General features: G+C 71.8%; 23 protein-coding genes. 13 read left to right on the top strand and 10 right to left on the bottom strand.

What is annotated here, in order from left to right; translation table 11 throughout:
• The coding region (locus tag O4U47_RS16465; protein WP_270678755.1) for a site-specific integrase at nucleotides 1-245 on the bottom strand (245 nt) is incomplete at its 3' end.
• A gap of 491 nt (nucleotides 246-736) precedes the next feature.
• On the opposite strand from O4U47_RS16465, the gene O4U47_RS16460 reads away from it, so the two are divergent.
• Both O4U47_RS16460 and O4U47_RS16455 read left to right on the top strand, forming a co-directional pair.
• Nucleotides 737-1,249, top strand: a complete 513-nt coding sequence (locus tag O4U47_RS16460) for a peptidoglycan-binding domain-containing protein (RefSeq protein ID WP_270678754.1) — start codon at nucleotides 737-739, stop codon at nucleotides 1,247-1,249.
• Between the two features lie 40 nt (nucleotides 1,250-1,289).
• Nucleotides 1,290-2,027, top strand: a complete 738-nt coding sequence (locus O4U47_RS16455) for an amidohydrolase family protein (RefSeq protein WP_333563652.1) — start codon at nucleotides 1,290-1,292, stop codon at nucleotides 2,025-2,027.
• A 34-nt stretch (nucleotides 2,028-2,061) separates the two neighbouring features.
• On the opposite strand, the gene O4U47_RS16450 is transcribed toward O4U47_RS16455, so the two are convergent.
• From O4U47_RS16450 to O4U47_RS16435, 4 genes are read right to left on the bottom strand one after another with little or no spacing between them, the layout of a single operon-like run.
• A complete protein-coding gene (locus tag O4U47_RS16450; RefSeq protein ID WP_270678752.1) occupies nucleotides 2,062-2,766 on the bottom strand; it encodes a GntR family transcriptional regulator in 705 nt (234 codons plus the stop codon).
• Nucleotides 2,767-2,801: 35 nt separating this feature from the next.
• Nucleotides 2,802-3,305, bottom strand: coding sequence for a flavin reductase family protein (locus O4U47_RS16445; RefSeq protein ID WP_270678751.1), 504 nt, complete (start codon nucleotides 3,303-3,305; stop codon nucleotides 2,802-2,804).
• Between the two features lie 26 nt (nucleotides 3,306-3,331).
• Nucleotides 3,332-3,757 carry an ester cyclase gene (locus O4U47_RS16440; RefSeq protein ID WP_270678750.1) on the bottom strand — a complete coding sequence of 142 codons (426 nt, stop codon included), beginning with the start codon at nucleotides 3,755-3,757 and terminating at the stop codon, nucleotides 3,332-3,334.
• Nucleotides 3,744-5,366, bottom strand: coding sequence for a BCCT family transporter (locus O4U47_RS16435; protein WP_270678749.1), 1,623 nt, complete (start codon nucleotides 5,364-5,366; stop codon nucleotides 3,744-3,746). The genes O4U47_RS16440 and O4U47_RS16435 overlap by 14 nt, the downstream gene beginning before the upstream one ends.
• A gap of 251 nt (nucleotides 5,367-5,617) precedes the next feature.
• On the opposite strand from O4U47_RS16435, the gene O4U47_RS16430 reads away from it, so the two are divergent.
• The 6 genes from O4U47_RS16430 to O4U47_RS16405 are packed head-to-tail and all read left to right on the top strand — an operon-like array spanning nucleotide 5,618 to nucleotide 10,335.
• A complete protein-coding gene (locus tag O4U47_RS16430; RefSeq protein ID WP_270678748.1) occupies nucleotides 5,618-6,247 on the top strand; it encodes an amino acid synthesis family protein in 630 nt (209 codons plus the stop codon).
• Nucleotides 6,244-6,807, top strand: coding sequence for an amino acid synthesis family protein (locus tag O4U47_RS16425; protein WP_270678747.1), 564 nt, complete (start codon nucleotides 6,244-6,246; stop codon nucleotides 6,805-6,807). The genes O4U47_RS16430 and O4U47_RS16425 overlap by 4 nt, the downstream gene beginning before the upstream one ends.
• On the top strand, nucleotides 6,804-7,535 hold the full coding sequence (locus O4U47_RS16420) for an alpha/beta fold hydrolase (protein WP_270678746.1): 732 nt from the start codon (nucleotides 6,804-6,806) through the stop codon (nucleotides 7,533-7,535). Before O4U47_RS16425 ends, O4U47_RS16420 begins: the two co-directional genes overlap by 4 nt.
• On the top strand, nucleotides 7,528-9,015 hold the full coding sequence (locus O4U47_RS16415; protein ID WP_270678745.1) for an aldehyde dehydrogenase: 1,488 nt from the start codon (nucleotides 7,528-7,530) through the stop codon (nucleotides 9,013-9,015). The genes O4U47_RS16420 and O4U47_RS16415 overlap by 8 nt, the downstream gene beginning before the upstream one ends.
• 1 nt (nucleotide 9,016) lies before the next feature.
• Nucleotides 9,017-9,295, top strand: a complete 279-nt coding sequence (locus O4U47_RS16410; protein WP_270678744.1) for a tautomerase family protein — start codon at nucleotides 9,017-9,019, stop codon at nucleotides 9,293-9,295.
• Nucleotides 9,292-10,335 (top strand): LLM class flavin-dependent oxidoreductase, encoded by a 1,044-nt coding sequence (locus O4U47_RS16405; protein WP_270678743.1) that lies wholly within the window; start codon nucleotides 9,292-9,294, stop codon nucleotides 10,333-10,335. Before O4U47_RS16410 ends, O4U47_RS16405 begins: the two co-directional genes overlap by 4 nt.
• 335 nt (nucleotides 10,336-10,670) lie before the next feature.
• Here O4U47_RS16405 and O4U47_RS16400 read toward each other — a convergent pair whose 3' ends face one another.
• Together O4U47_RS16400 and O4U47_RS16395 are read right to left on the bottom strand one after the other, a co-directional pair.
• Entirely contained in the window at nucleotides 10,671-12,347 is a 1,677-nt protein-coding gene (locus tag O4U47_RS16400; protein ID WP_270678742.1) for a sodium:solute symporter family protein, read from the bottom strand.
• Entirely contained in the window at nucleotides 12,344-12,679 is a 336-nt protein-coding gene (locus tag O4U47_RS16395; RefSeq protein ID WP_270678741.1) for a DUF4212 domain-containing protein, read from the bottom strand. Before O4U47_RS16395 ends, O4U47_RS16400 begins: the two co-directional genes overlap by 4 nt.
• A 233-nt stretch (nucleotides 12,680-12,912) precedes the next feature.
• Between O4U47_RS16395 and O4U47_RS16390 the strand changes: the two genes are divergently transcribed.
• Genes O4U47_RS16390 through O4U47_RS16370 form a run of 5 tightly spaced genes read left to right on the top strand, consistent with a single transcriptional unit; the run spans nucleotide 12,913 to nucleotide 17,443 of the window.
• A complete protein-coding gene (locus O4U47_RS16390) occupies nucleotides 12,913-13,329 on the top strand; it encodes a hypothetical protein (protein ID WP_270678740.1) in 417 nt (138 codons plus the stop codon).
• A 3-nt stretch (nucleotides 13,330-13,332) separates the two neighbouring features.
• A complete protein-coding gene (locus O4U47_RS16385; RefSeq protein WP_270678739.1) occupies nucleotides 13,333-13,677 on the top strand; it encodes a hypothetical protein in 345 nt (114 codons plus the stop codon).
• A complete protein-coding gene (locus tag O4U47_RS16380) occupies nucleotides 13,677-15,377 on the top strand; it encodes a sodium/solute symporter (protein ID WP_270678738.1) in 1,701 nt (566 codons plus the stop codon). The genes O4U47_RS16385 and O4U47_RS16380 overlap by 1 nt, the downstream gene beginning before the upstream one ends.
• On the top strand, nucleotides 15,374-16,663 hold the full coding sequence (locus O4U47_RS16375) for a sensor histidine kinase (RefSeq protein ID WP_270678737.1): 1,290 nt from the start codon (nucleotides 15,374-15,376) through the stop codon (nucleotides 16,661-16,663). Before O4U47_RS16380 ends, O4U47_RS16375 begins: the two co-directional genes overlap by 4 nt.
• Nucleotides 16,664-16,666: 3 nt before the next feature.
• Nucleotides 16,667-17,443 carry a LytR/AlgR family response regulator transcription factor gene (locus O4U47_RS16370; RefSeq protein WP_270678736.1) on the top strand — a complete coding sequence of 259 codons (777 nt, stop codon included), beginning with the start codon at nucleotides 16,667-16,669 and terminating at the stop codon, nucleotides 17,441-17,443.
• A 518-nt stretch (nucleotides 17,444-17,961) separates the two neighbouring features.
• On the opposite strand, the gene O4U47_RS16365 is transcribed toward O4U47_RS16370, so the two are convergent.
• The 3 genes from O4U47_RS16365 to O4U47_RS16355 all read right to left on the bottom strand — a co-directional run bounded on the left by O4U47_RS16365 (nucleotide 17,962) and on the right by O4U47_RS16355 (nucleotide 21,267).
• On the bottom strand, nucleotides 17,962-18,771 hold the full coding sequence (locus O4U47_RS16365; RefSeq protein ID WP_270678735.1) for an SDR family NAD(P)-dependent oxidoreductase: 810 nt from the start codon (nucleotides 18,769-18,771) through the stop codon (nucleotides 17,962-17,964).
• The gene (locus tag O4U47_RS16360) at nucleotides 18,765-19,538 is read right to left on the bottom strand and encodes a MerR family transcriptional regulator (protein ID WP_270678734.1); all 774 of its coding nucleotides are present in this window, start codon (nucleotides 19,536-19,538) and stop codon (nucleotides 18,765-18,767) included. The genes O4U47_RS16365 and O4U47_RS16360 overlap by 7 nt, the downstream gene beginning before the upstream one ends.
• Before the next feature lie 241 nt (nucleotides 19,539-19,779).
• A complete protein-coding gene (locus O4U47_RS16355) occupies nucleotides 19,780-21,267 on the bottom strand; it encodes a SulP family inorganic anion transporter (protein WP_270678733.1) in 1,488 nt (495 codons plus the stop codon).
• Nucleotides 21,268-21,347 lie beyond the last annotated feature (80 nt).

The following is a 21,347-nucleotide window of genomic DNA, read 5'->3' as shown; positions in this document are numbered from 1 at the left end:
CGCTCGCACTCCCCCGGACGCAGCGCCTGAAGGCTCTGACGCCAGCGCTCCTCCAGGACATCACGGACCTTCTTCTCCATCGGCGGGGTCACATGCTCATAGACCTCGCCCATCCCCGGCATCCGGTGCCCCAGCCGGGCCGCACGGGCCACCTCGGGCACCCCGTCCTCCGACAGCCAGGTGCGGTGGGTGTGGCGCCCCTCGTTGAAGGTGAACCCCGGCAGGACCGGCCCCCGCAGCCACACCTGGTCGTGGCCGGGTTCCCCGTCCCAGGCCGGCCGCCAGAACCGGGCGCGGAAGTTCCCCCGCCGCAGCCGGCCGCCCTGCGCCCCGGCGAAGGCCTCCAGAGCGACCTCGTTTACGTATAGAGGGCTTCTACACTGCCCCCATGGCGAACGCCCCGACCGTCTACCTCGTGGTCCGATCGGCAACCCCCGCCTCCTGAGGAGTGCCCCGTGGACGCACCCCCAGGGACAGAGCATCCGCCGGGCCCGACGCCGCCGCGGCATCTCCCAGGCCGCCTGTGCTGCGCATACCCCTGGATGAACGGCCGTATCCGGCCATCGACCGGCATACCGGTCAACCCCGGTCTCCTCCTGACCGTCAAGACAGTGAACGCTATACCAGGCACCTGTGCAGCCGGTGCTTACCGGGAAAGGGGGAGCGTTCCGTGTTCAAGCTTCGAGGGACGGCCGTAATGGTCGCGTCGGGAGTCCTGGCGGCGGGCCTTGGGATCATGCCGGCTCCTGCGTTGGCCGATGGGCCGGAGACCTCCGAGGAGTCCGAGGAGGTCGTAGCGGCGGTGGAGGCCGCCGAATGGCCCGACCTGGTCGAAGGCGACTCCCGCTGGGAGGTGTCGGTCGTCAAGTTCCTGCTGGTGGAGTACGGCTTCCTGGATGTCAACCATGCCGACGAGGACTTCGACGCGCGGTTGGCCGATGCCGTGCAGGAGTACCAGGCGGCTCGGGGGATCACCGAGTCCGCGGAGGTGGACGCACCCACCTGGGAGGCGTTGACCGACGACCTGGGGCTGGTCCGCCGGGGCGACAGCGGCAACCGGGTCAAGGCCGTGCAGGAGTCACTGATCTCCGGATACGGTTACCGGCTGGTGCTGGACGGTGAGTTCGGTCCGGCCACACGCGGCGCGGTGGTCGAGTTCCAGTCGATCAAGTGCCTCGTCCCTGACGGCGTCGTCGGCCCGATCACGTTCCGGGCCCTCATCACCGATCCCGACGACGTCTGCGACTGAGTCGCTGCACCGCCCGCGGGCGTGCCCGGCACGATCGGCGGTGCGGTCCCCGGTGCGGCTCCGGAGGGGGTGCGATCCGGTACGAGCGGGGCCGGGACGGATCCGCGGACGTGCTCGGCCGCGCTCCCGGGGCTCGGCGGGTGCGGCCGAGGTCCAGGCCGCGCGGGCCGAGGAGTTCGTCGCCGCCTACCATGGCAGCGCCGGTGGGCAGCCGGACTCGGACCGCCTGGTGCGCATGCTCACGATCGCGGGGGCGCGGGCGCTGGCCCTCAGCGACGGAGCCGGCGGCCTGGAGCCGGGAAGGCGGGCCGACGTGGCGCCCGCCGACACCGACCACCCCCGGTTCGAGCCCTACACCGACCTGCCCGCCCTGGCCGTGACCGCGCTCACGGCCGATCGTGTGGAGTCCGCCCTGGTCGAGGGCCGGGTGCTGGTCAGCGGCGGCCGCGTGCAGCCCCTGGACGAAGGCGCCGCCCGCGACGACCTGCCCCGGCCCCTTCCTGGGCATCGCCGCCCGAGTAGCCACCCGGATTCAACGTCGAACCACCGCACCATCCGCGTCCCGGATCGCCGCCCCACCTCCGCGACCACCGGCCCGCCCGACCGGGCCGACCGATCTGCGCTTGAACCGGCTCGTATCGGCGCGGCGGTCCAGGACGGTGCGAATCCGGCGGCCGTCGTCGCCGCCAACGTCACCGATGGCCGGATCGACGCGGTGCGCACGATCACCGGCGAAGCCGGACTCAACTACGCCGCGGCCCGACGGCGGAGCCGGTGACGCTCGGCGGTCCGTGCGCTCGCCAGGTCCCTGATCAGGTCCTGGCGGGATCGGTCGATGGGCCGGGGCCGGGAGCCGGGAGTCCGGCCAGGAGGGCGCGGCGGCTGGCCCGGACGTGCTCGCGCATGACCTGTTCGGCGCTGTCGCCGTCCTTCTGGATGATCAGTTCGAGTACCAGGTGGTGCTCACGGTCGGACTGCAGCGGGCGCCCGGGCTGGTCCAGGGAGGTCTTCACCAGCCGGGGGTAGGCCAGTTGGTTCATCAGGGTCGTGTAATGCGCCTCGAGTTTGCTGTTGTCCGCTCCGGTGATCAGCAGGTCGTGGAACTCCCCGACCAGTTCCGCGTAGTGCTCGCGGTCGTCGCGGGCCACGGCCGCGTCGGCCTCTGCGAGGTTGTGCCGGAGGCGGTCGATCTCGGGGACGCGGCCCCGTTGGGCGAGGAGGCGGGCGGCGGCGCCTTCGAGGAGTTCCTTCATCTCGAAGAGTTCGGTGATCTCGCGCCGGGACGGAGTGGTGACGAAGGTCCCGACCCGTGGCCGGATCTCGACCAGGCCCTCGGTCTGGAGCTGCTTGAACGCCTCGCGGACCGGGGTGCGGCTGACACCGAACTCGTCGGCCAGAACGAGCTCCGAGAGTGGCGCGCCCGGGTCGACCTCACCGCTGATGATGCGTGCGCGCATCTCGGCGATGACCTTGGCCTGGATCGACGTGGTGGTCGAACCGCCCGCTTCTTCCGTCACTGGACTGCTCCTCGATGTCGCGGTCGTAGGGCCGATCATCCCAAAGGCGGAAGCGCTCCACCGTCGACGAATCCGCCCGCGCTGTAGACCATCGGGGCGTCGTCGGTGACCGCGGCGTGGACCACGCGGCAGATGAACACGGTGTGCGTGGCGGCCTGGAGCCGTTCACGGATCTCGGTCTCCATCTGCGCGGCGCTGCGCGCGATCAGCGGGCTTCCGAAGGGCCCGGGCGTCCAGTCGAGTCCGGTGAACTTGTCGTCGGACTTGGCCGCGAAGCGCTGGACCACGTCGATCTGGGCCGTCGACAGGATGTTGATCGCCATGTGGCCGGTCCTGAACAGGCAGTCGTGGGTGGAGGAGGACCGCTGGACGCACACCATGACCGTCGGCGGCTCCAGTGAGATGCTGGCGAAGGCGTTGACCGCAAGGCCCTTCGGGGCGGCGCCGTCCAGGGCGGTCACGACGGTGACGCCGGTGACGAAACGCCGGTTGACCTGCTTCATCAGGGCGGTGTCGGGGGTCGCCGGAAGCGTGGGCATGAGGGTGCTCCTTGTCGTACCGCTGATCAGTCCTGTCCGACGGCGATGATCCCCAGCGCCGAGAGCAGGGCCCGGGGGTCCCAGGTCACGAACTCCTCGGCGATGAGCTCTCCGTCGAAGCGCGCGAAGGTCGCTCCGGCGACCTCGACGCGTCGCCGGGTGGCGGGGACACCCAGGAGTGCGCCCTCATGGGTGCCGGTGCTGTGCCAGCGGACCGCGGCCCGGTCGCCCTCGATGACGACGTCGTCGAGCGTGGTGGTCAGGTCGGGGAACGCCGAACGGGTGGCGGCGACCGACGCCTTGAACATGCGCAGGTCCTGGGGGTGCGGTTCGCTGCCGTGGCGGAGGTAGCCGTCGGCGAGCAGTTCGTCGAGCGCGTCGACGTCCCCGTGGTTCCACGCCGCCGCCCAGACCTTCTCGATGTGCGCGCGCCGGGTGTCAGTGTGCGGCATCGGCCTTCGCCTCCTCTTGCGTCTCGGGAGTCGTGTCGGGTGTGTCGGCGGTCCCGCCCGGCCATTCCGTCGCCAGGTCCTTCCAGAAGGACACCGCGACGCCGGCGATGATCACCAGGAAGGGCAGCGAGGTGACGATCACGGTGTTCTGGAGCGCGTCGAGGCCGTCGGCGAGCATCAGCGTGACCGCGGTGCCGCCTGTGAGGACGCCCCAGAGGACGAGGACGGGGCGGCGCGGGGCGAGTGAGCCCTCGGAGGTCATCGACCCCAGCACGTAGGTGTTGGAGTCCGCGCTGGTCACGAAGAAGATCACCGCGAGCAGGACGGCGACCGCCGAGGTGGCCGCCGGCAGGGGGTACTGTTCGAGCGTCGCGAAGAAGGCGTTCCCGAGGTCGGCCGCGGTCTGGTCGGCGATGTCCCCGCCTCGGAACAGGTCCACGTGGATGGCCGAGCCGCCGAACACCGCGAACCAGGTGAAGAAGGCCAGGCTCGGGACGGTCAGGACCCCGGTGATGAACCCGCGGATCGTGCGGCCGCGGGAGATCCGGGCGAGGAAGATGCCGACGAACGCGCCCCACGCCACCCACCAGGCCAGCATGAAATAGGTCCACCACTGCATCCACTCCAGCCCGCCGAAGGCGGTGCCCTGCAGGCTCATCCGGAAGAAGTCCCCGGCCCACACGCCGATCGACTCGATGTAGAGGTTGGCGATGAAGACGGTCGGGCCGACGATCAGCATGAACACGAACATCGCGATCGCCAGGGTGCCGCTGGTGAAGCTCAGCATCTTGATGCCCCGGTCGATGCCGCTGACGGCCGACACGGTGAACACCGCGGTGACGGCGGCGACGATGAGCACCTGGGCGACGGAGCCGACGGGGATCCCGAACAGCCGGCCCAGCCCGTTGTTGATCTGGAGCGCCCCCAGCCCCAGGGACGTGGCCGTGCCGAAGAGCGTCGCGAACACCGCGAGGACGTCGATCGCCTTGCCGACCGGGCCGTTGGCCCTGTCGCCGAGGAGCGGGGTGAACAGCTGGCTCACCAGCGGGCGGCGCCCCTTGCGGTAGGTCGAGTAGGCGATCGCGAGGCCGAACACGGCGAAGACGCCCCAGGCGTGCAGGCCCCAGTCGAAGTAGGAGTACTGCAGCGCGTGCACCGCCGCCTCGGGGGTGTTCGGCTCGGCGAGGCCGTGGGGCGGTTCCGCCAGGTGCGAGATGGGCTCGGCGACGCCGTACGAGATCAGGCCGATCCCCATCACGGCGCCGAGGAGCATCGCGAGCCAGGCCGGGGTGGAGAACTCCGGCCGGTCGGAGTCCTTGCCGAGCCGGATGCGGCCCGCGGGGCTGAAGGCGAGGAACACCAGGAAGACGAGGATGCCGAGGGTGACGAGCAGGTAGCTCCAGCCGAACGACGAGGTGACCCAGTTCAGGGACGACTCCGTGACGCTGTTGAGGTTCTCGGTGAAGAGGGTCGCCCAGGCGATGAAGACCGCCGCGACGGCGACCGACGTCCAGAAGACGGAGCCGAGCCTCCCGCCCCCGCCCGGGGGTCCGTTCTCCGGTGCCGCCGCGAGGTCCGGTTCCGAACCCCCGTGTAGCTGTCTGGACATGACACTCCCTGAGTCGGGCCTCGAGCCGCGCTGCCGTACAAGCCGCCCGCCGGAGGGCGCTGGCATACAAGAAACGGTAAGCCACGTCACAGGCCACATGTCAAGCGCCACGCGGGAATCCACGTCCCGATCGACATCGGTACGGTGGTCACGCAGTTCATAGAGGCTATGAACCCGGACCATCCAGCATGGTGGGCGATGGCGGCGAACCTCTCTTGACTCACACGGCACGGATATCTAACGTTCCTTGCATGCAAGAGATTGGTGGCGCGCCCTCGGTTGAACCGGTCCGCGTCCGCAAACTGGTGACCTACCGCGAAGCGATCGTCACTGAGGCAGGGCTGGCGCCGGACCGGCCGGCGCGGCGCGCCAGCGTCGCCGCCGTCGTAGGCAATCCGTGGTCCGGCACGGCGCCGCTCACCGACCTCGCCGAGGAGCAGGAGCGGATCGGGCCCGTACTGGCCGGACTGCTCTGCGACCGGCTCGTGAACGCGCTCGGCCCGGTGCACGGGATCGAGGCGTTCGGGAAGGCGGCGGTCGTCGGCACCGCCGGGGAGATCGAGCACGCCGGAGCGCTCATCCACACGCCGTACTTCGGCAACCTGGTCCGGGAGGCGCTCCACGGCGAGTCGATCATCTGCTTCGCCGACACGCGGGCCGAGGCGGGCGAGTCGTTGGTCGTCCCCCTCTGGCACAAGACGCACGCCGCGACGCGCAGCCACTACCAGACCATCAGCGCACGCGTCCCCGACGCCCCCCGGGCCGACGAGATCGTCGTCATCGCGGCCGCCTCCACCGGCCCGCGCCCGCACCCCCGGATCGGAGACCGCAGGACCGACCCGGTCGTCACCGCCGAGACCCTGGAGGGAACACCGTCATGAACGTCCGCAAGACCGTCACCGTCGTCGAGGAGGTCCGGGTCGAGGGGGAACGCGCGGTCAGCCCTCCGGCCACCGTCGCCGTCGTCGCGGCCGTGATCCGCAACCCGTGGGCCGGACAGGGCTTCGTCGAGGACCTCGGCCCGGGGATCGACGCGAACGCCTCCGACCTCGGCGCGCTGCTCGCGCCCGCGGTGCTGGAGGAGCTCGGCGCCCCGGCCGAGGCCTACGGCAAGGCCGCGATCGTCGGCCTCGACGGTGAGATCGAGCACGGGTCCGCGCTCATCCACACCCTCGCCTTCGGTGACCACTTCCGCAAGGCCGCGGACGCCACCACGCTCCTTCCCGCGGTCGAGAAGCGCGGCGCGGCCGGGATCGTGTTCGACATCCCGCTCAAGCACGTCACCGACGCGACGATCCGCTCCCACCACCAGACGGTGGAGGTCCGGATCGCCGACGCGCCGCACCCGGAGGAGATCGTCATCGCGCTGGCGGCCGCCGCACAGGGCCGCCCCCAGCAGCGGCTCGCGGCCTTCTCGACCGAGCGGGACCCGTCGGCATGAGCAGGCCCACCGTCGTGCTCCTGCACGGTGTCGGGCTCGACCGCACGATGTGGGAGCCCACCGCCGAGCTGCTGGCCGACCGCTTCGCCCTCGTCACGCCCGACCTCCTGGGGCACGGACGGAACAGGCCCGCCCCCGCGGGCACCACCCTGGAGCACCTGGCGCTCGACGCCGCGACGGGGATTCCTCCCGGCGCCCACGTCGTCGGCTTCTCCCTCGGCGCGCTCGTGGCGCAGTACCTGGCGCTGCACCGGCCGGAACTGGTCGCGACGCTGACCTCGGTCAGCTCGGTGTGCAGGCGCACCCCGCAAGAGCGGGAACAGGTGCTCGAACGGCTCCGCCTCGCGCGCACCGACTTCGAGGCGGCGGTCTCCGCGTCACTGCGCCGGTGGTACGCGGGCACCGACGTCGGCGCCGAGTGGGTGGGCCGCACCGAAGCCACCCTGCGCGCCAACGACGTGGAGTCCTTCCACAACTGCTACCGCGTGTTCGCGACCGCCGACGCCGATCTCGGCCCCGACCTGCACCGGATCACCGCACCCGCCGTGGCGGTCACCGGTGCGGACGACCCGGGGTCGACCCCCGGCATGTCCCGTCGGCTCGCGGCCGCCCTGCCGAACTGCAGGGCCGCCATCGTGCCCGGAACACGCCACATGCTCCCGGTCCAACGGCCCGGGGCCGTGGCCGACCACGTCACCGCCCTCATCGGAGACACCGCCCATGCCTGACGTGAAGAAGCTGAGCCACCTCATCGACGGCGAGCACGTCGAGCCCGCCGCCGGGGACCGTTTCACGAGCACGAACCCGGCGACGCGCCGACCGCTCTACCGGGCGGCCCGGGGCGACGCCGCCGACATCGGGCGGGCCGTGGCCGCGGCGAAGCGGACGTTCGACGACCCGCGCTGGCGCGACCTCAGCCAGACCCGGCGCGGCCGCCTCCTGCGCCGTCTCGGCGACCTGATCGCCGAGAACGCCGAGGAGCTCGCCCGCATGGAGACGCGGGACAACGGCAAGCTGCTGCGCGAGATGCGCGGGCAGCTCGCCGCCCTGCCCGACTACTACCACTACTACGCCGGCCTGGCCGACAAGATCCACGGCGACGTCGTGCCGACCTCCGACCGGACGGTCCTGAACTACACGGCCCGGGAACCGCTCGGCGTGGTGGGGGCCATCACCCCGTGGAACTCACCGTTGACGCTGACCAGCAGCAAGCTGGCCCCCGCGCTCTGCGCCGGGAACACCGTCGTGGTCAAGCCCTCCGAGCACACCTCGGCCTCCGTGCTCCGGCTCGGCGAACTCGCGCTCGAAGCGGGCTTCCCGGCCGGTGCGGTCAACGTGGTCACCGGTTTCGGGGCCGAGGCGGGACAGGCGCTGGTCGACCACCCCGACCTCGCGAAGATCTCGTTCACCGGGAGCACCGCGACCGGGTCGGGCATCGCCGCGGCCGCGGCGGGCCGGTTCGTCGGCGCGACGCTGGAGCTGGGCGGCAAGTCGCCCAACATCGTGTTCGAGGACGCGAACATCCCGAACGCCGCCATGGGCGTCGTCGCCGGGATCTTCGCCGCCGCGGGCCAGACCTGCATCGCCGGAAGCCGTGTGTTCGCCCAACGTCCGGTCTACGACGAGCTGCTGGAGCGCGTGGCCGAGCGGGCGGGGCGCATCCGCATGGGCGACCCCATGGAGGAGACCACCGAGATCGGCCCGCTGGCGTTCGAGGAGCAGCGGGACAAGGTCGCCGGGTACGTCGACCTGGGACGCAGCGAGGGGGCCCACATCCTCACCGGCGGCCGCCCCTCGGACGGGGGCCTCGGCGGATACTTCTACGAGCCGACCATCCTGGTCGGCGTGGACAACGGCATGCGCGTCGTCCGGGAGGAGATCTTCGGCCCCGTCGTCGCGATCATGCCCTTCGACACCGAGGAGGAGGCCGTCCGCCTCGCGAACGACACCGAGTACGGCCTCGCGGCGGGGGTGTGGACCAGGGATCTGGGACGGGCCCACCGGATGGCCGCGCGCCTGGACGCGGGGACCGTGTGGGTCAACACCTACCGGGCCATGTCGCCGATGTCGCCGCGCCAGGGCTTCAAGACCAGCGGTGTCGGGGTCGAGCACGGCACCGAGACCATGAAGGAGTACACGCGGCTCAAGAGCGTCTGGATCAACACCAGCGATGAGCCCGTGGCCGACCCCTTCATCCTGCGGAGCTGAGATGCCGCAGGTCGACATCGCCCTCGCCGAAGGGCGCACCGCGGCTCAGGTCCGGGACCTGATGCGCGAAGTGCACGCAGCGGTGGTCCGCACCACCGGAACCAGGCCGGAGTACGTCCGTGTCGTCGTCCGCGAGGTGCCGCGGACGCACTGGGCCACCGGCGACGTGACCCTCGCCGAGATGGACTCCGCGAGCGGGACCGGCCACAGCACCGGACGACAGAACGACGGCGCCGACACCGGGCGCCCCGCCGACACCGCACATCGGGAGCAGCAGTGAGATTCTCCTTGTTCGCGCACATGGAACGCTGGGACGAGAGCGTGAGCCCTTCCCAGCAGTTCGAGGACCTGACCGAACTCGTGCGGATCGCCGAAGCGGGCGGCTTCGGCACGGTGTGGATCGGCGAACACCACTCCATGGAGTTCGTCGGCTCCCCCAGCCCCATTCCGCAACTGGCCTACCTGGCGGCGCGCACCTCGACGATCCGGCTCGGCGCGGGCACCATCGTCGCCCCGTTCTGGCACCCGGTCAGGGCCGCCGGCGAGGCCGCGCTGCTGGACGTCATCAGCGGCGGCCGGGCCGAGATCGGCCTGGCGCGGGGCGCCCACCAGTTCGAGTTCGACCGGCTCACGGACGGCCTGTCGGCGAGCGACGGCGGACGGTACCTCCGTGAGCTCGTCCCGGCGGTCCGCGCGCTCTGGCAGGGCGACTACGCCCACGACGGGGAGATCTGGCGGTTCCCCACCTCCACCAGCGTGCCCAAACCGGTGCAGCGGCCGGCACCGCCGGTGTGGATCGCCGCCCGCGACCCCGCCTCGCACGACTTCGCCGTCGCCAACGGGTGCAACGTGATGGTGACGCCCCTGATGAAGGGGATCGAGGAGGTCGAGAACCTCGTCGAGAAGTTCGAGACCGCGGTCGGCGACCATCCCGAGGTCCCGAGGCCCGAGCTGATGGTGCTGCGGCACACCCACGTGCACAGCCCCCAGGACCCCGACGGCTGGCGCCCGGCGGCCGAAGCCGTCCAGCGCTACTACCGCACCTTCGACGCCTGGTTCGGCAACGACCGGACGCCCGAGAACGGCTTCCTTGAGCCGAGCCCGGAGTCGAAGTTCGAGGGGCGCCCGGAATTCGAGCCCGAGTCCCTGCACAAGACCGCGATGATCGGCACCCCGGACGAGCTCGTCGAGCGACTGCGCCGCTATGAGGAGCTGGGCATCGACGAGTACAGCTTCTGGATCGACAACGGCCTGCCCCACGAGGAGAAGCGCCGGTCCCTCGAACTGTTCATCAAGGAGGTCGTGCCCGCCTTCCGGTAGGCACGGTGAGGGCTCTACCTCCGACACCGGACCGCAGACCCGGTTCAGGTGTTCGCGGTCCTACCGCGGCGAGTCCTCTGCGCCGCGCATCACTGCGGTTCGGCTCCACCGAGACGGCGATGTGGACGGCCTGCTCACACTGGCCGTCCACATCGCCCACCTCCCCTCCGGGGACCCGGCCCCGCGTCAGAGCGGGGGCGGAATCCTCCGCGGCGGAGGAGACGAAGGCCGGCGGCTGATCGGCGCATCGCAGGCCGTAGGCCCCCTCGCCTGTGTGGCGAGGGGGCCTACGGGCTATCGCGGAAGAGCGGCGGGTGCGGGGCCGCGGGCGCGGCTCAGCGCCCGCCCTCCTCCGCCGGTTCCAGGCGCTTGGCCGGGTAGCGGATGCCCTCCACCATCTCCGTGATGTACCGCGACGGGGGCGCGGTCATCTTGGACACCACGACTGCGACGAGGACGTTCACCACGGCACCCACGGCGCCGATCCCCTCGGGGCTGATCCCGAGTACGTGGTCGTTCGCCTGGAGCCCGAAGACCTCCAGCGTGTAGAGCATGTACCCGACCGTCAGGACCAGGCCCGCGGCCATCCCGGCCCCGGCCCCCACGGCGTTGCACCGCTTCCAGAAGATGCCCAGGACGATGGCGGGGAAGAAGCTCGCCGCCGCCATACCGAAGGCGAATGCGACCACCTGCGCGACGAACGCCGGGGGGTTGATGCCCGCGACCACCGCGACCACGATCGCCGCCGCCATCGCGATCCGCCCCACCATCAGGCGTTCGCGGTCGCCGGCGGTCTTGCGGAAGTAGCGGAAGTACAGGTCGTGGGAGGCCGCCGAGGAGATCACCAGCAGCAGCCCCGCCGCGGTGGACATCGCGGCCGCCATCCCGCCCGCCGCGACCAGGCCGACGATGGGGGCCGGCAGCCCGGCGATCTCCGGCGAGGCCAGCACCAGGATGTCGTTGTTGACCGTCAGGTCGGCCCCGGCCGCCGGGTCGTTGCTGACCGAGTTGATGACGTCGGCGTTCCCGTTCACCGTCACCAGCCCGGTCGCCGCCCAGTTGTCCACCCAGGCCGGCAGGTCGTCCGTGGCGGTGCCGTTCACCCCTTCCAGCAGGTTGAACTTGGTGAAGGCGCCCACCGCCGGGGCGGTGGTGTACAGCAGGGCGATGAAGAACAGCGCCCAGAACGCCGAGTAGCGGGAGCCCCGCACCGTCCTGGTGGTGTAGAAGCGGATGATCACGTGCGGCAGGCCGGCGGTGCCGATCATCAGCGCCATCGTCACCAGGAAGATGTCGACCATGGGCCGGGAGGTGAAGGGGTCGGTGAAGACCTCCAGGCCCAGCTGGGCCGAGAGCTCGTTCAGGCCGTTGAGGATCTGGCCGAACGACACCTGGGGGACGGGGATGCCGGTCATCACCTGGGCCACGGCCACGGCCGGGATCAGGTAGGCGGTGATGAGCACCGTGTACTGGGCGACCTGCGTCCAGGTGATGCTCTTCATCCCGCCCAGCACCGCGTACACGAAGATGATCACCGCCGCGATCATCACCCCGTAGGCGATGTCGATGTTGAGGAAGCGGCTGAATACGATGCCGCCGCCGTTCATCTGCCCCACCACGTAGGTGAAGGAGATGAGGATCGCCGCGACCGCGGCGAGGCTGCGCACCGGCTCGGAGTACCGGTCGCCGACGAACTCCGGCACCGTGAACTTCCCCCACTTGCGCAGGTAGGGCGCGAGCAGCAGGGCGAGCAGGACGTAGCCGCCGGTCCAGCCCATGAGGTAGATGCTGCCGTCGTAGCCCAGGAAGGCGATGAGCCCCGCCATCGAGATGAACGAGGCCGCCGACATCCAGTCGGCCCCGATCGCGGCGCCGTTGGCCACGGTGGGGACGCCGTGCCCGGCGACGTAGAACCCCTCGGTCTCCCGGACCCGGCTGCGCCAGGCGATGACCATGTAGACGCCGAAGGAGAGGACGATGAAGACGGTCGTCCACAGCTGGATCTGGCTCATGCCTCACCGCCCTCCTCGGTTCCCACGCCGGCCTCGTCGTCGTACTCGTAGACGCCGAACCGCTTGTCCAAGCGGTCCATGTACAGGCAGTAGACGAGGATGAGCAGCAGGAACACGTAGATGGAGCCCTGCTGGGCGACCCAGAAGCCGAGGGGGAACCCGCCGACGGTGATCTGGTTGAGCTGTTCGACGAAGAGGATCCCGCAGCCGAACGACACCGCGAACCAGATGACGAGCAGGACCGTCACCAGCCGGATGTTCCTCTTCCAGTACTCGCGCCGCCAGCCGTTGCCGCCCGGGGGTTCCGGGCTGTTGACTTGCGAATCAGCCACGCTCGTTTCTCCTCTGTGTACGGGGCTCCGACACCAGCGCACCCGCGGCGGGGCGCACAAGGCCGGGCCGGACGAGCGGCCGGTCCGCCTTTCGAGCGGTCGTTTCGCCGCCATGAGCGGCATATGTCGCACTCCGGACCGTTCGATCCCCGCCGCGGACCGCTGGGAGCGCATCTGGACCGTCCACCCCGCACCCCCTCAACAGGGGCACCGCCTGTGGCTATGATTCGGCCATGTCGCCTTCGAACGGCTCCGCCGCCCCCCGGGCGGCCCGGCGCGTCCTCCACCCGGGCAGCATCGGGATGCTCGGCGGCGGGCTGCTGCTCGTCATCGGCTCGTTCACGCCGTGGGTGTCGACCCCGTTGGGCAACCTGTCCGGCATGGGCGGACCCGGGCTGTGGGTCATGTGCGCCGGCGTCCTCGCCCTGGCCGGCGCCCTGCTGCCCTACCGGCGGATCGCCCTCGCGCACGCGCTCCTGCCGGCGGCTCTGGCGGGCGTGCTGGTGCTGTGGCAGCTGGCACGCATCGCTCAGCTCAGCAGCGCCACGGACAGCTGGGGCAAGCTGCTCCCCGGTGTGGGCCTGGTGATCATCGGCGCCGGCGTGGCCCTGCTGCTGTCGTCCGCGCGCCGCAGGCACGCCGCGGGCTGACCCGTGCACGACCGCCATGATCCCGGCCCACCTGCCGAGGAGCACGACACCCCCGCCGAGGTCGACGCCGCGTTCCGCACGCTGCGCAGGGTCGCCCTGGGCCACGTGGCCGTGTTCACCGGCGTCCTCGCCGCCGTGCCACTGCTCACCGGCGCGCTGGCCTGGTGGTCGCAGGGCCGGCTCTTCGGCGGGATGAGCCCCATGTTCGCCATGACGGCGTTCGGGCTCTACGCGTTCTTCTTCACGGTCTGCCTGGCCGCGGCGACCCTGTCCAACGCCGTCGAGGAGCGGATGCTCGGCGGCCCCGGCCGCGACGCCCCCCGCGGCGACGGGCCGCCCGCCGCGTGATGTCGAGCGGACTGCTGCTCGTCGTGCTGCTGGCGGCGGTCGGGGCGGTCGCCGTCCTGATCCGGCCGCAGCGCGCCTCCACCCTCGACTTCTACCTCGCCGGGCGCCGCGTCGGCGTCGCCACCAACGCCTGCGCGATCTGCGGCGACTACCTGTCGGCCGCCTCCTTCATGGGCGTGGCCGCGGCCGTGTACGCCTCCGGGCTGGACGGCATGTGGTACGCGGCCGGGTTCGCCGCCGGATTCGTGCCGGTCCTGCTGTTCGTCGCCGCGCCCCTGCGGCGCTTCGGCGAGTTCTCCATCCCCGACTTCCTCGGCAAGCGGCTGGGGTCGGACGGCGCGCGGCTCACCTCGGTGGCCGTCGTGCAGCTGGTCATCCTGGCCTACCTGGTCCCCCAGGCGGTGGCCAGCGGAATCATCTGGGAGCTGGCCGTGGGCCGAGGGCTGGGCGGGCTGCCCGCGTACACGACCGGCGTGCTGCTCTCGACCGCCGCCGTCATGCTGATGGTCGCCCTGGGCGGCATGCGGGGCACCACCTGGACCCAGGCCGTGCAGTTCCTCCTGCTATTGGCCATCTTCCTGTGGCTGGTCGCCGTCATCGCGGCATCCGGGTTCAGCTATCCCGACGCGCTGCGGGAGCTGTCCTCCCGGCCGCTGGCCAACCCGGTGGACGACGGCGGCGCCTGGCGGCTGGAACCGGTCCCCAACCGGCTGGACCCGGGGGCGCCCGCGTTCTTCGGCGAGCCGGGCGGCCAGTACGGCCAGCTGGAACAGGGCGCCTTGATCGTGTCGCTGGCGATGGGGACCGCCGGCCTGCCGCACATCATGAACCGGTACTTCACCAGCCCCACGGGGACCGCGGCGCGCATGACGACCGTTTGGGTGGTGGGCCTGGCGGGACTGTTCTACGTCCTGGCGGGGCTGCTGGGCATCGCGGCGCGCTCCATCGTCCAGGACGCGTCCGCGGACACGCCCTGGGTGGACCGGCTCACGACCGGCGGCGTGCTGCGGGTCCCCGAGCACGCGATGCCGGTGCTGGGCGAGGTCTTCGGCGGGCCGGCGGGCCTGGGCGCGGTGGCCGTGGGCGCCCTGCTGGCGGTGCTGTCGACCATCGGCGGCCTGCTATTGGCCTCGGCCGCCTCCTGGGGGCACGACATCTATGAGCGCTACCTCAACCCGCGGGCCACGCAGCGCCAGGCGCTCCGGGCCGGCCGCGGCGCGGTCGTGCTCGTCGCCGCGCTGTCGGCGGCGCTGGCACTGGCGGTGCCGCCCGAGTCGCTCAGCGGCCAGTTCCCGTCGATCGTGGCGACCATGGTGACGTGGGCGTTCGTGCTGGCGGGCTCGGCCCTGACACCGGTGTTCATCCTCGCCATCTGGTGGCGCCGCACCACCGGGCCAGGCGCCGTGGCGGGCATGGCCACGGGGACGGCCGTGGCGGTGGCCATGGGCGCCGCGGGCCTGCTCCTCGGCGACGCCGGGGCCGCGCAGGCGCTCCTGACGCCCACCCTCGTCTCGGCCCCCTGCGCCGCAGCCGCCGCGGTGGCCGTGTCGCTGGCGACCCGGCCGCCGAAGGACGTGGACGGCATGTGGACGCGCATGCACGGCACGGCGGCCGACCGCCGCGCCGTGCGGCTGGCCCGGCTGACCATGGCCGGGCTGGGCCGCCGGAGCAGGGAGCACCGGGACGGGGGGCGCCGATGAGCAACGGGAGCCTCCCCCTCGCCGGGGTCATCGCCCTGCTGTGGGGGGCCATGTACCTGGTGACCCAGGTGCTCGCCGCCCCTCCGCTGGGCACCGGCACCACCGTGCTGATCGGCGCCGGTCTGACGACCGCGCTCGTCGTCGGGTACCCCTCGGCGCTGCGCGGCCCGCGCAGCAAGGGCCGGACGCGGTCGGCGCCCGCCCGCCTGCAGCAGGGCCGACACGGCACCACCATCGCGGCGGTGGGCCGCTCCATGCCGCTGCGCTCCGGCCTGACGGCCGACGGGGCCCGCCGCACCGCCCAGCTGCTCCAGCCGCTGCTGAGCGGCGCCGCGGTCGCCATCACCGACCGGGAGCGGGTGCTGGCGTTCGCCGGTCCGGGCGCCGGGCACCACCGGTCGGGCGACGCCGCGGCCCCGCCGACCGCAGGCGCGCTGAGCCGGGGCAAGACCGTGCTCGTGCGCCGCGGCGGGGAACTGGGCTGCCCCGCGCCGGAGTGCCCCCTGCGGACCGCGGTCATCGCCCCGCTCACCGACGGCAAGCGCACCGTGGGGACGCTGCAGGTCTTCCGGTGCGACGGGGCGCTGACGCCGCGCGGGGTGGTGGAGGGCCTCGCGGGCATCCTCTCCCTGCACCTGGAGCTCGCCGAGCTCAACCGCCGGCAGCGGCTCGCGGTGGACGCCAAGCTCGACGCGCTGCGGGCCCAGATCAACCCGCACTTCCTGTTCAACACGCTGAACACGATCGCCTCCAAGGCGCACACCGACCCGGAGGAGACCCGCCAGCTCCTGGTGCGCCTCTCCGACTTCTTCCGCTATGTGGTCCGCCAGGAGGGGCATTTCGCCAAGTTCGGCCAGGAGTACTTCTTCGTGCGCACGTACGTCTCCCTGGAGCAGGCGCGCTACGGGGAGCGCGTGCGGGTGCGCTACGACATCGACCCGCAGGTGCTCACCGCGCGCGTGCCGGTCCTCATCATCCAGCCCTTGGTGGAGAACGCGATCAAGCACGGCCTCACGGACAAGGTGGAGGGCGGGACGGTGACGCTGAAGGCCCGGGTGGACCCGCTGACCCGCACGACCTCCATCCGGGTCGCCGACGACGGGGCCGGCATCCCCGCCGACGTCCTGGAGCGGATCTCCAACGGCGAGCGCCGCCCGGGCGACGGCCAGGGGCTCAGCAACATCGCCGGCCGCTTGGCATCGCTCTACGGCGAGCGCTATCGTCTTGACATCCGGTCCAGCGAGGACGGTGGAACCGTCGTCGATCTGCAGACCCCCCTGGGATGAGCTATGCGAGCCCGATGCCTCATCGTCGACGATGAGGCCCCGGCCAGGGCCGATCTCCGCTACCTGCTGTCAAGGTTCGACCACGTTCAAGTCGTCGGAGAGGCGTCCAACGCCGAGGAGGCGCTGCTGCTCCTGGGGTCGCTCGACTACGACCTGGTCCTGATGGACATCCGCATGCCCGGCGGGACGGGCCTGGACATCGCGCGGCACCTGCGCGGCGGGGCCGATCCCCCCAGGATCATCTTCACCACCGCCTTCCCCGACCACGCGGTCGAGGCCTTCGACCTGGACGCCGCGGACTACCTGGTCAAGCCGTTCGACGCCGACCGGCTCGGGCGGGCCCTGGACCGGGCCCTGGACCGGGCGCCGGACCGGGCCCCCGCCGGCCGCCCTGTGGAGCCGGCGGCCGCGCCCCCGGCACCGCGCCGGCCCGACCCCGCCGAGACCCCGCACCGGATACCGGTCACCAAGGGCGACCGGACCGTTCTGCTCGACGAGTCCTCGATCGTCTACGCGGGGGCCGCGCGCGGCTACGCCTACCTCCAGTTCGCCGACGAGCGGGTCCTGGTCAGCTACTCCCTGAACGAGCTGGAGCGGCGGCTGCACGGCACCCGCTTCTTCCGCGCCCACCGCTCCTACCTGGTCAACCTCGACTACGTGCGTGAGCTGGCCCCCGATTTCCGCGGCACGCTGATGCTGGTGATGGACGACCCCCGCAGGAGCCGCGTGGAGGTGTCCCGCCGCCAGGCCCGGGAGCTGCGGCGGATCCTGGGACTGTGAGCGCCCCGGGCCGGGTGGCGACGGGGCGTGCGGGGCGGGTCTCGGACCGCCGGCGCGGGGCGGCCGTTCCGGGACCGGCCGGTCCGGACCCCGGTGAGCGCGTTGGATGCCTCGGGCAGCCCGGTCTCGGCCTGGACTTCGCCGGTGGCGATGTCCACGGCGGACGGAGTGGTCCGGCGCTGTGGCCCGGGCGGGTGCTCAGGGAAGCCGCCCGAGCCACCGCGCCAGGAGGAGGCCGGAGAGTACGCAGCTGGGAACGGCTCCGGCCTCCGCCGTTCAGGCTCTACCCTTACGTAAGGGAAGAGTTGAAAGGGCTTCACCTCGGACACCGGACCGCAGACCCGGTTCGGGTGCTCGCGGTCCTACCGCGGCGAGTCCTCTGCGCCGCACATCACTGCGGTTCGGCTCCACCGAGACGGCGATGTGGACGGCCTGCTCACACGGGCCGTCCACATCGCAGGTCCAGGGGGAACAAAAGGCGACGCCTCCCCCCGGAGACCGGCACGTGGCGCGCGGGATCAGCGGGGCAGGCCGAAGCTGCGGCGCAGCAGGCGGTCGAACAGCCGCTGGGGCATCAGCACCCGCAGTGCCGGCAGCCAGACCGCCTCGGTGCCCGCCCCGTAGCGGAACCGGGGGGAGCGTGCACAGGCGGCCCTGACCACCACCGCGGCGGCCCTGCGCGGATCGGCTCCCCGGCGCAGCCCCTCGTGCAGGGTGTGCCGGGCGCTCTCGCGCGGGCCGTCGTAGTCGGCGATCGCGGCCGTGGAACGGGTGGACGCGGCGACCACACCGGTGGTGAACGCGCCCGGTTCCACCAGTGAGACCGCGATGCCGCAGTGCGCGGCCTCGTGGCGCAGCGCCTCGGTATAGCGGGCGAGTGCCGCCTTCGACGCGGCGTAGAAGGCTTCGCCGGGCTCCCCGACCCACGCGGCCAGCGATCCGACGTTGACGATGGCCCCCCTGCGGCGGTCGCGCATGCCCGGCAGGACGGCGTCGGTCACCCGCACGGCCCCGAAGAGGTTGACGGCGAACACCGCCTCGGCCTCGGCGGGCGTCGTCTCCTCGGCGAAACCCTCATGCATCACGCCGGCGTTGTTGACCAGGACGTCGATGCCCCCGCAGCGGGCGAGCACCTCCCCCACCGCCTCGTCGACCGAGGCGGGGGAGGTGACGTCCATGCGCAGCATGCGCACGCCGTCGGTGTCGGGGCGCTCGCGGCGGCTCGTGCCGAAGACCTGGAAGCCCCTCCCGGCGAACAGGCGGGCGCACTCCCTTCCGATTCCGGATGAGGCGCCGGTGACCAGCACCGTGCCACGCCGGGTCAGCATGGCCTGCTCCCCTCAGGGGCGCGGCGGTCCTCCTTCGCCCCGAACACCTCGGTGAGCAGGTCCCGCGCTCCGTCCGGGGCGCGAACGTCCAAGAGGACCCTGCCGTCCTGCAGGTGCAGCGTGAAGGTGAAGAACCCGCAGCACTCCTGCTCGGCGGCGGCCAGCCCCGCCGCGTCCGCGGCGCGCCCGGCAGGCAGGCTCAGGCGCAGCCCGCCCGGGATCTCCTCGCGGCGGGCACCGTGCAGCAGCAGCCGCCACCGGCCGATCCGCTCGTCCATGTCCGCGGCGTCCAGCGAGCACGCCACCGGGGGCGCCCCTCCGGCCGACGGCGGCAGCTCCGGCGATGCCGCGACGAGGTCTCCCCCGTCTCCGAGATCAAGGAACTCGCATTCGGAATCGCAGCGCCCTTGCCGGTCCGGCAGCGCATCCAGGTGGGCCAGCGCTCCACGCAGCAGGCGCGCGAAGCCCTCCAGTTCGGCACCGCGGGCCAGGGTCCGGGCGAGCCGCTCGTCGATGCGCGGCCGAAGGGACGCCTTCACCTGGGCGCAGGCGCCGTTCTGCCACACCTCCAGCAGCTCGGCGATCTCCGCCAGGTCGAGCCCCAGCCGTTTGGCGGTGGTGATGAACGCCAGCCGTTCCACGGCGCCTTCACCGAAGAGCCGGTATCCGGCCGCCGAGCGCCGCGCGGGCAGCAGCCCGCGCTCCTCGTAGTAGCGCAGCGTGGACGCCGCGACGCCGGATCGCTCGGCCAGCTGCGAAATCCGCATAGCCTCCATGGCCCCGACGCTAAACCTTCGACTCGGCTCGAAGGTCAAACGCCGACCGCGCGGGGCGGAGTGTGGTCCGGCGCTGTGGTCCGGCGCCGGCCCGGGCGGGTGCCCAGGGAAGCCGCACGGGCCACTGCGCCGGGAGGAGGCCGGAGGGTACGCAGCTGGGAACGGCTCCGGCCTCCGCCGTTCGAACTCTACCCTTACGTAAGGGAAGAGTCGAAACCGGCTCTCGCGCCCCTCAGTGGCTGCCCGCCAGCTCTCCGCTGAGCTTGTCGTGCAGGGCGGCGCTGTGCTTGTTCAACCCCACGATCTCCAGCGTCTTGCCCTTGGCCGCGTACTTGGTGGCGATCGCGTCCAGGGCCGCCACCGTGGAGGCGTCCCAGATGTGGGCGCGGGTCAGGTCGATGACCACGTGCTCGGGGTCGCCCGCGTAGTCGAACTGGTACACCAGGTCGTTGCTGGAGGCGAAGAACAGCTCACCCTTGACCACGTACACGATCTGCCCGCCGTCGGGGTCGGCCACCGAGGAGACGTCGACCAGGTGGGCCACCCGGCGGGCGAAGGCGATGAAGGCCACGACCGAGCCGGAGACCACGCCGATGGCCAGGTTGTGCGTGGCCACCACCACGACCACGGTGACCGCCATGACGGCCGTCTCGGCGACCGGCATGCGCTTGAGGGTGGCCGGGGCCACCGAGTGCCAGTCGAAGGTGGACACCGACACGATGACCATCACGGCGACCAGGGCGGCCATGGGGATCTGGGAGACCCACGGACCGAAGGCGATGCACAGCACCATCAGGAAGACCCCGGCCAGGAAGGTCGAGATCCGGGTGCGGGCGCCGGCGGTCTTGACGTTGATCATGGTCTGGCCGATCATCGCGCAGCCGCCCATGCCGCCGAAGAAGCCGGTGACGATGTTGGCGACGCCCTGGCCGATCGACTCGCGCGTCTTGTTGGAGTGGGTGTCGGTGATGTCGTCGACCAGCTTGGCCGTCATCAGCGACTCCATCAGCCCGACCAGCGCGAAGGCGAACGCGTAGGGCGCGATCAGGGTCAGCGTGTCCAGCGTGAAGGGCACGTCGGGGATGCCGGGCACCGGCAGCGAGGAGGGCAGCGCCCCCTTGTCGCCGACGGTGGGCACGGCCAGGCCCGCGCCGACGGTCAGCGCCGTGAGCGCGATGATGGCCACCAGCGGGGCGGGGACCGCCTTGGTCAGGCGCGGGAACAGGACCATGATCACCAGGGCGGCGCCCACCAGCGGGTAGACGATCCAGGGCACGTCCTGCAGCTCGGGCACCTGGGCCATGAAGATCAGGATGGCCAGGGCGTTGACGAAGCCGACCATCACCGACCGCGGGACGAACCGCATCAGCCGGGCCACGCCCAGGGCGCCCATCGCGACCTGGAACACGCCGCCGAGCACGACCGCGGCCACCAGGTAGCCCAGTCCGTGGTTGATCGACAGCGGGGCCACGACCAGGGCGATGGCCCCGGTGGCGGCGGAGATCATCGCCTTGCGGCCGCCGACGATGGAGATCACCACGGCCATGGTGAAGGAGGCGTACAGGCCGATGCCCGGGTCGACTCCGGCGATGATCGAGAAGGAGATCGCCTCGGGGATCAGGGCGAGGGCCACCACCAGTCCGGCGAGCACCTCGGTCCTCAGGGTGCGCAGCGGCGGCAGGGCGGGGCGTCGGCGCGTGAGCGTCGTCAGCAGGTTCATCAGGCCAATCCGGGCAGGGCGGCCCGCGGGGGCCGCTTCGGGCGGGTGGATCCTCGTTCCCCGGAGGGCGCGCCTGCGGT

It is taken from the genome of Nocardiopsis suaedae (genome assembly GCF_027706745.1).
GTDB classification, from domain to species: domain Bacteria; phylum Actinomycetota; class Actinomycetes; order Streptosporangiales; family Streptosporangiaceae; genus Nocardiopsis_A; species Nocardiopsis_A suaedae.
Note: the sequence above shows the minus strand (reverse complement) of the source record. Positions and strands in the feature narration are given on the sequence as shown.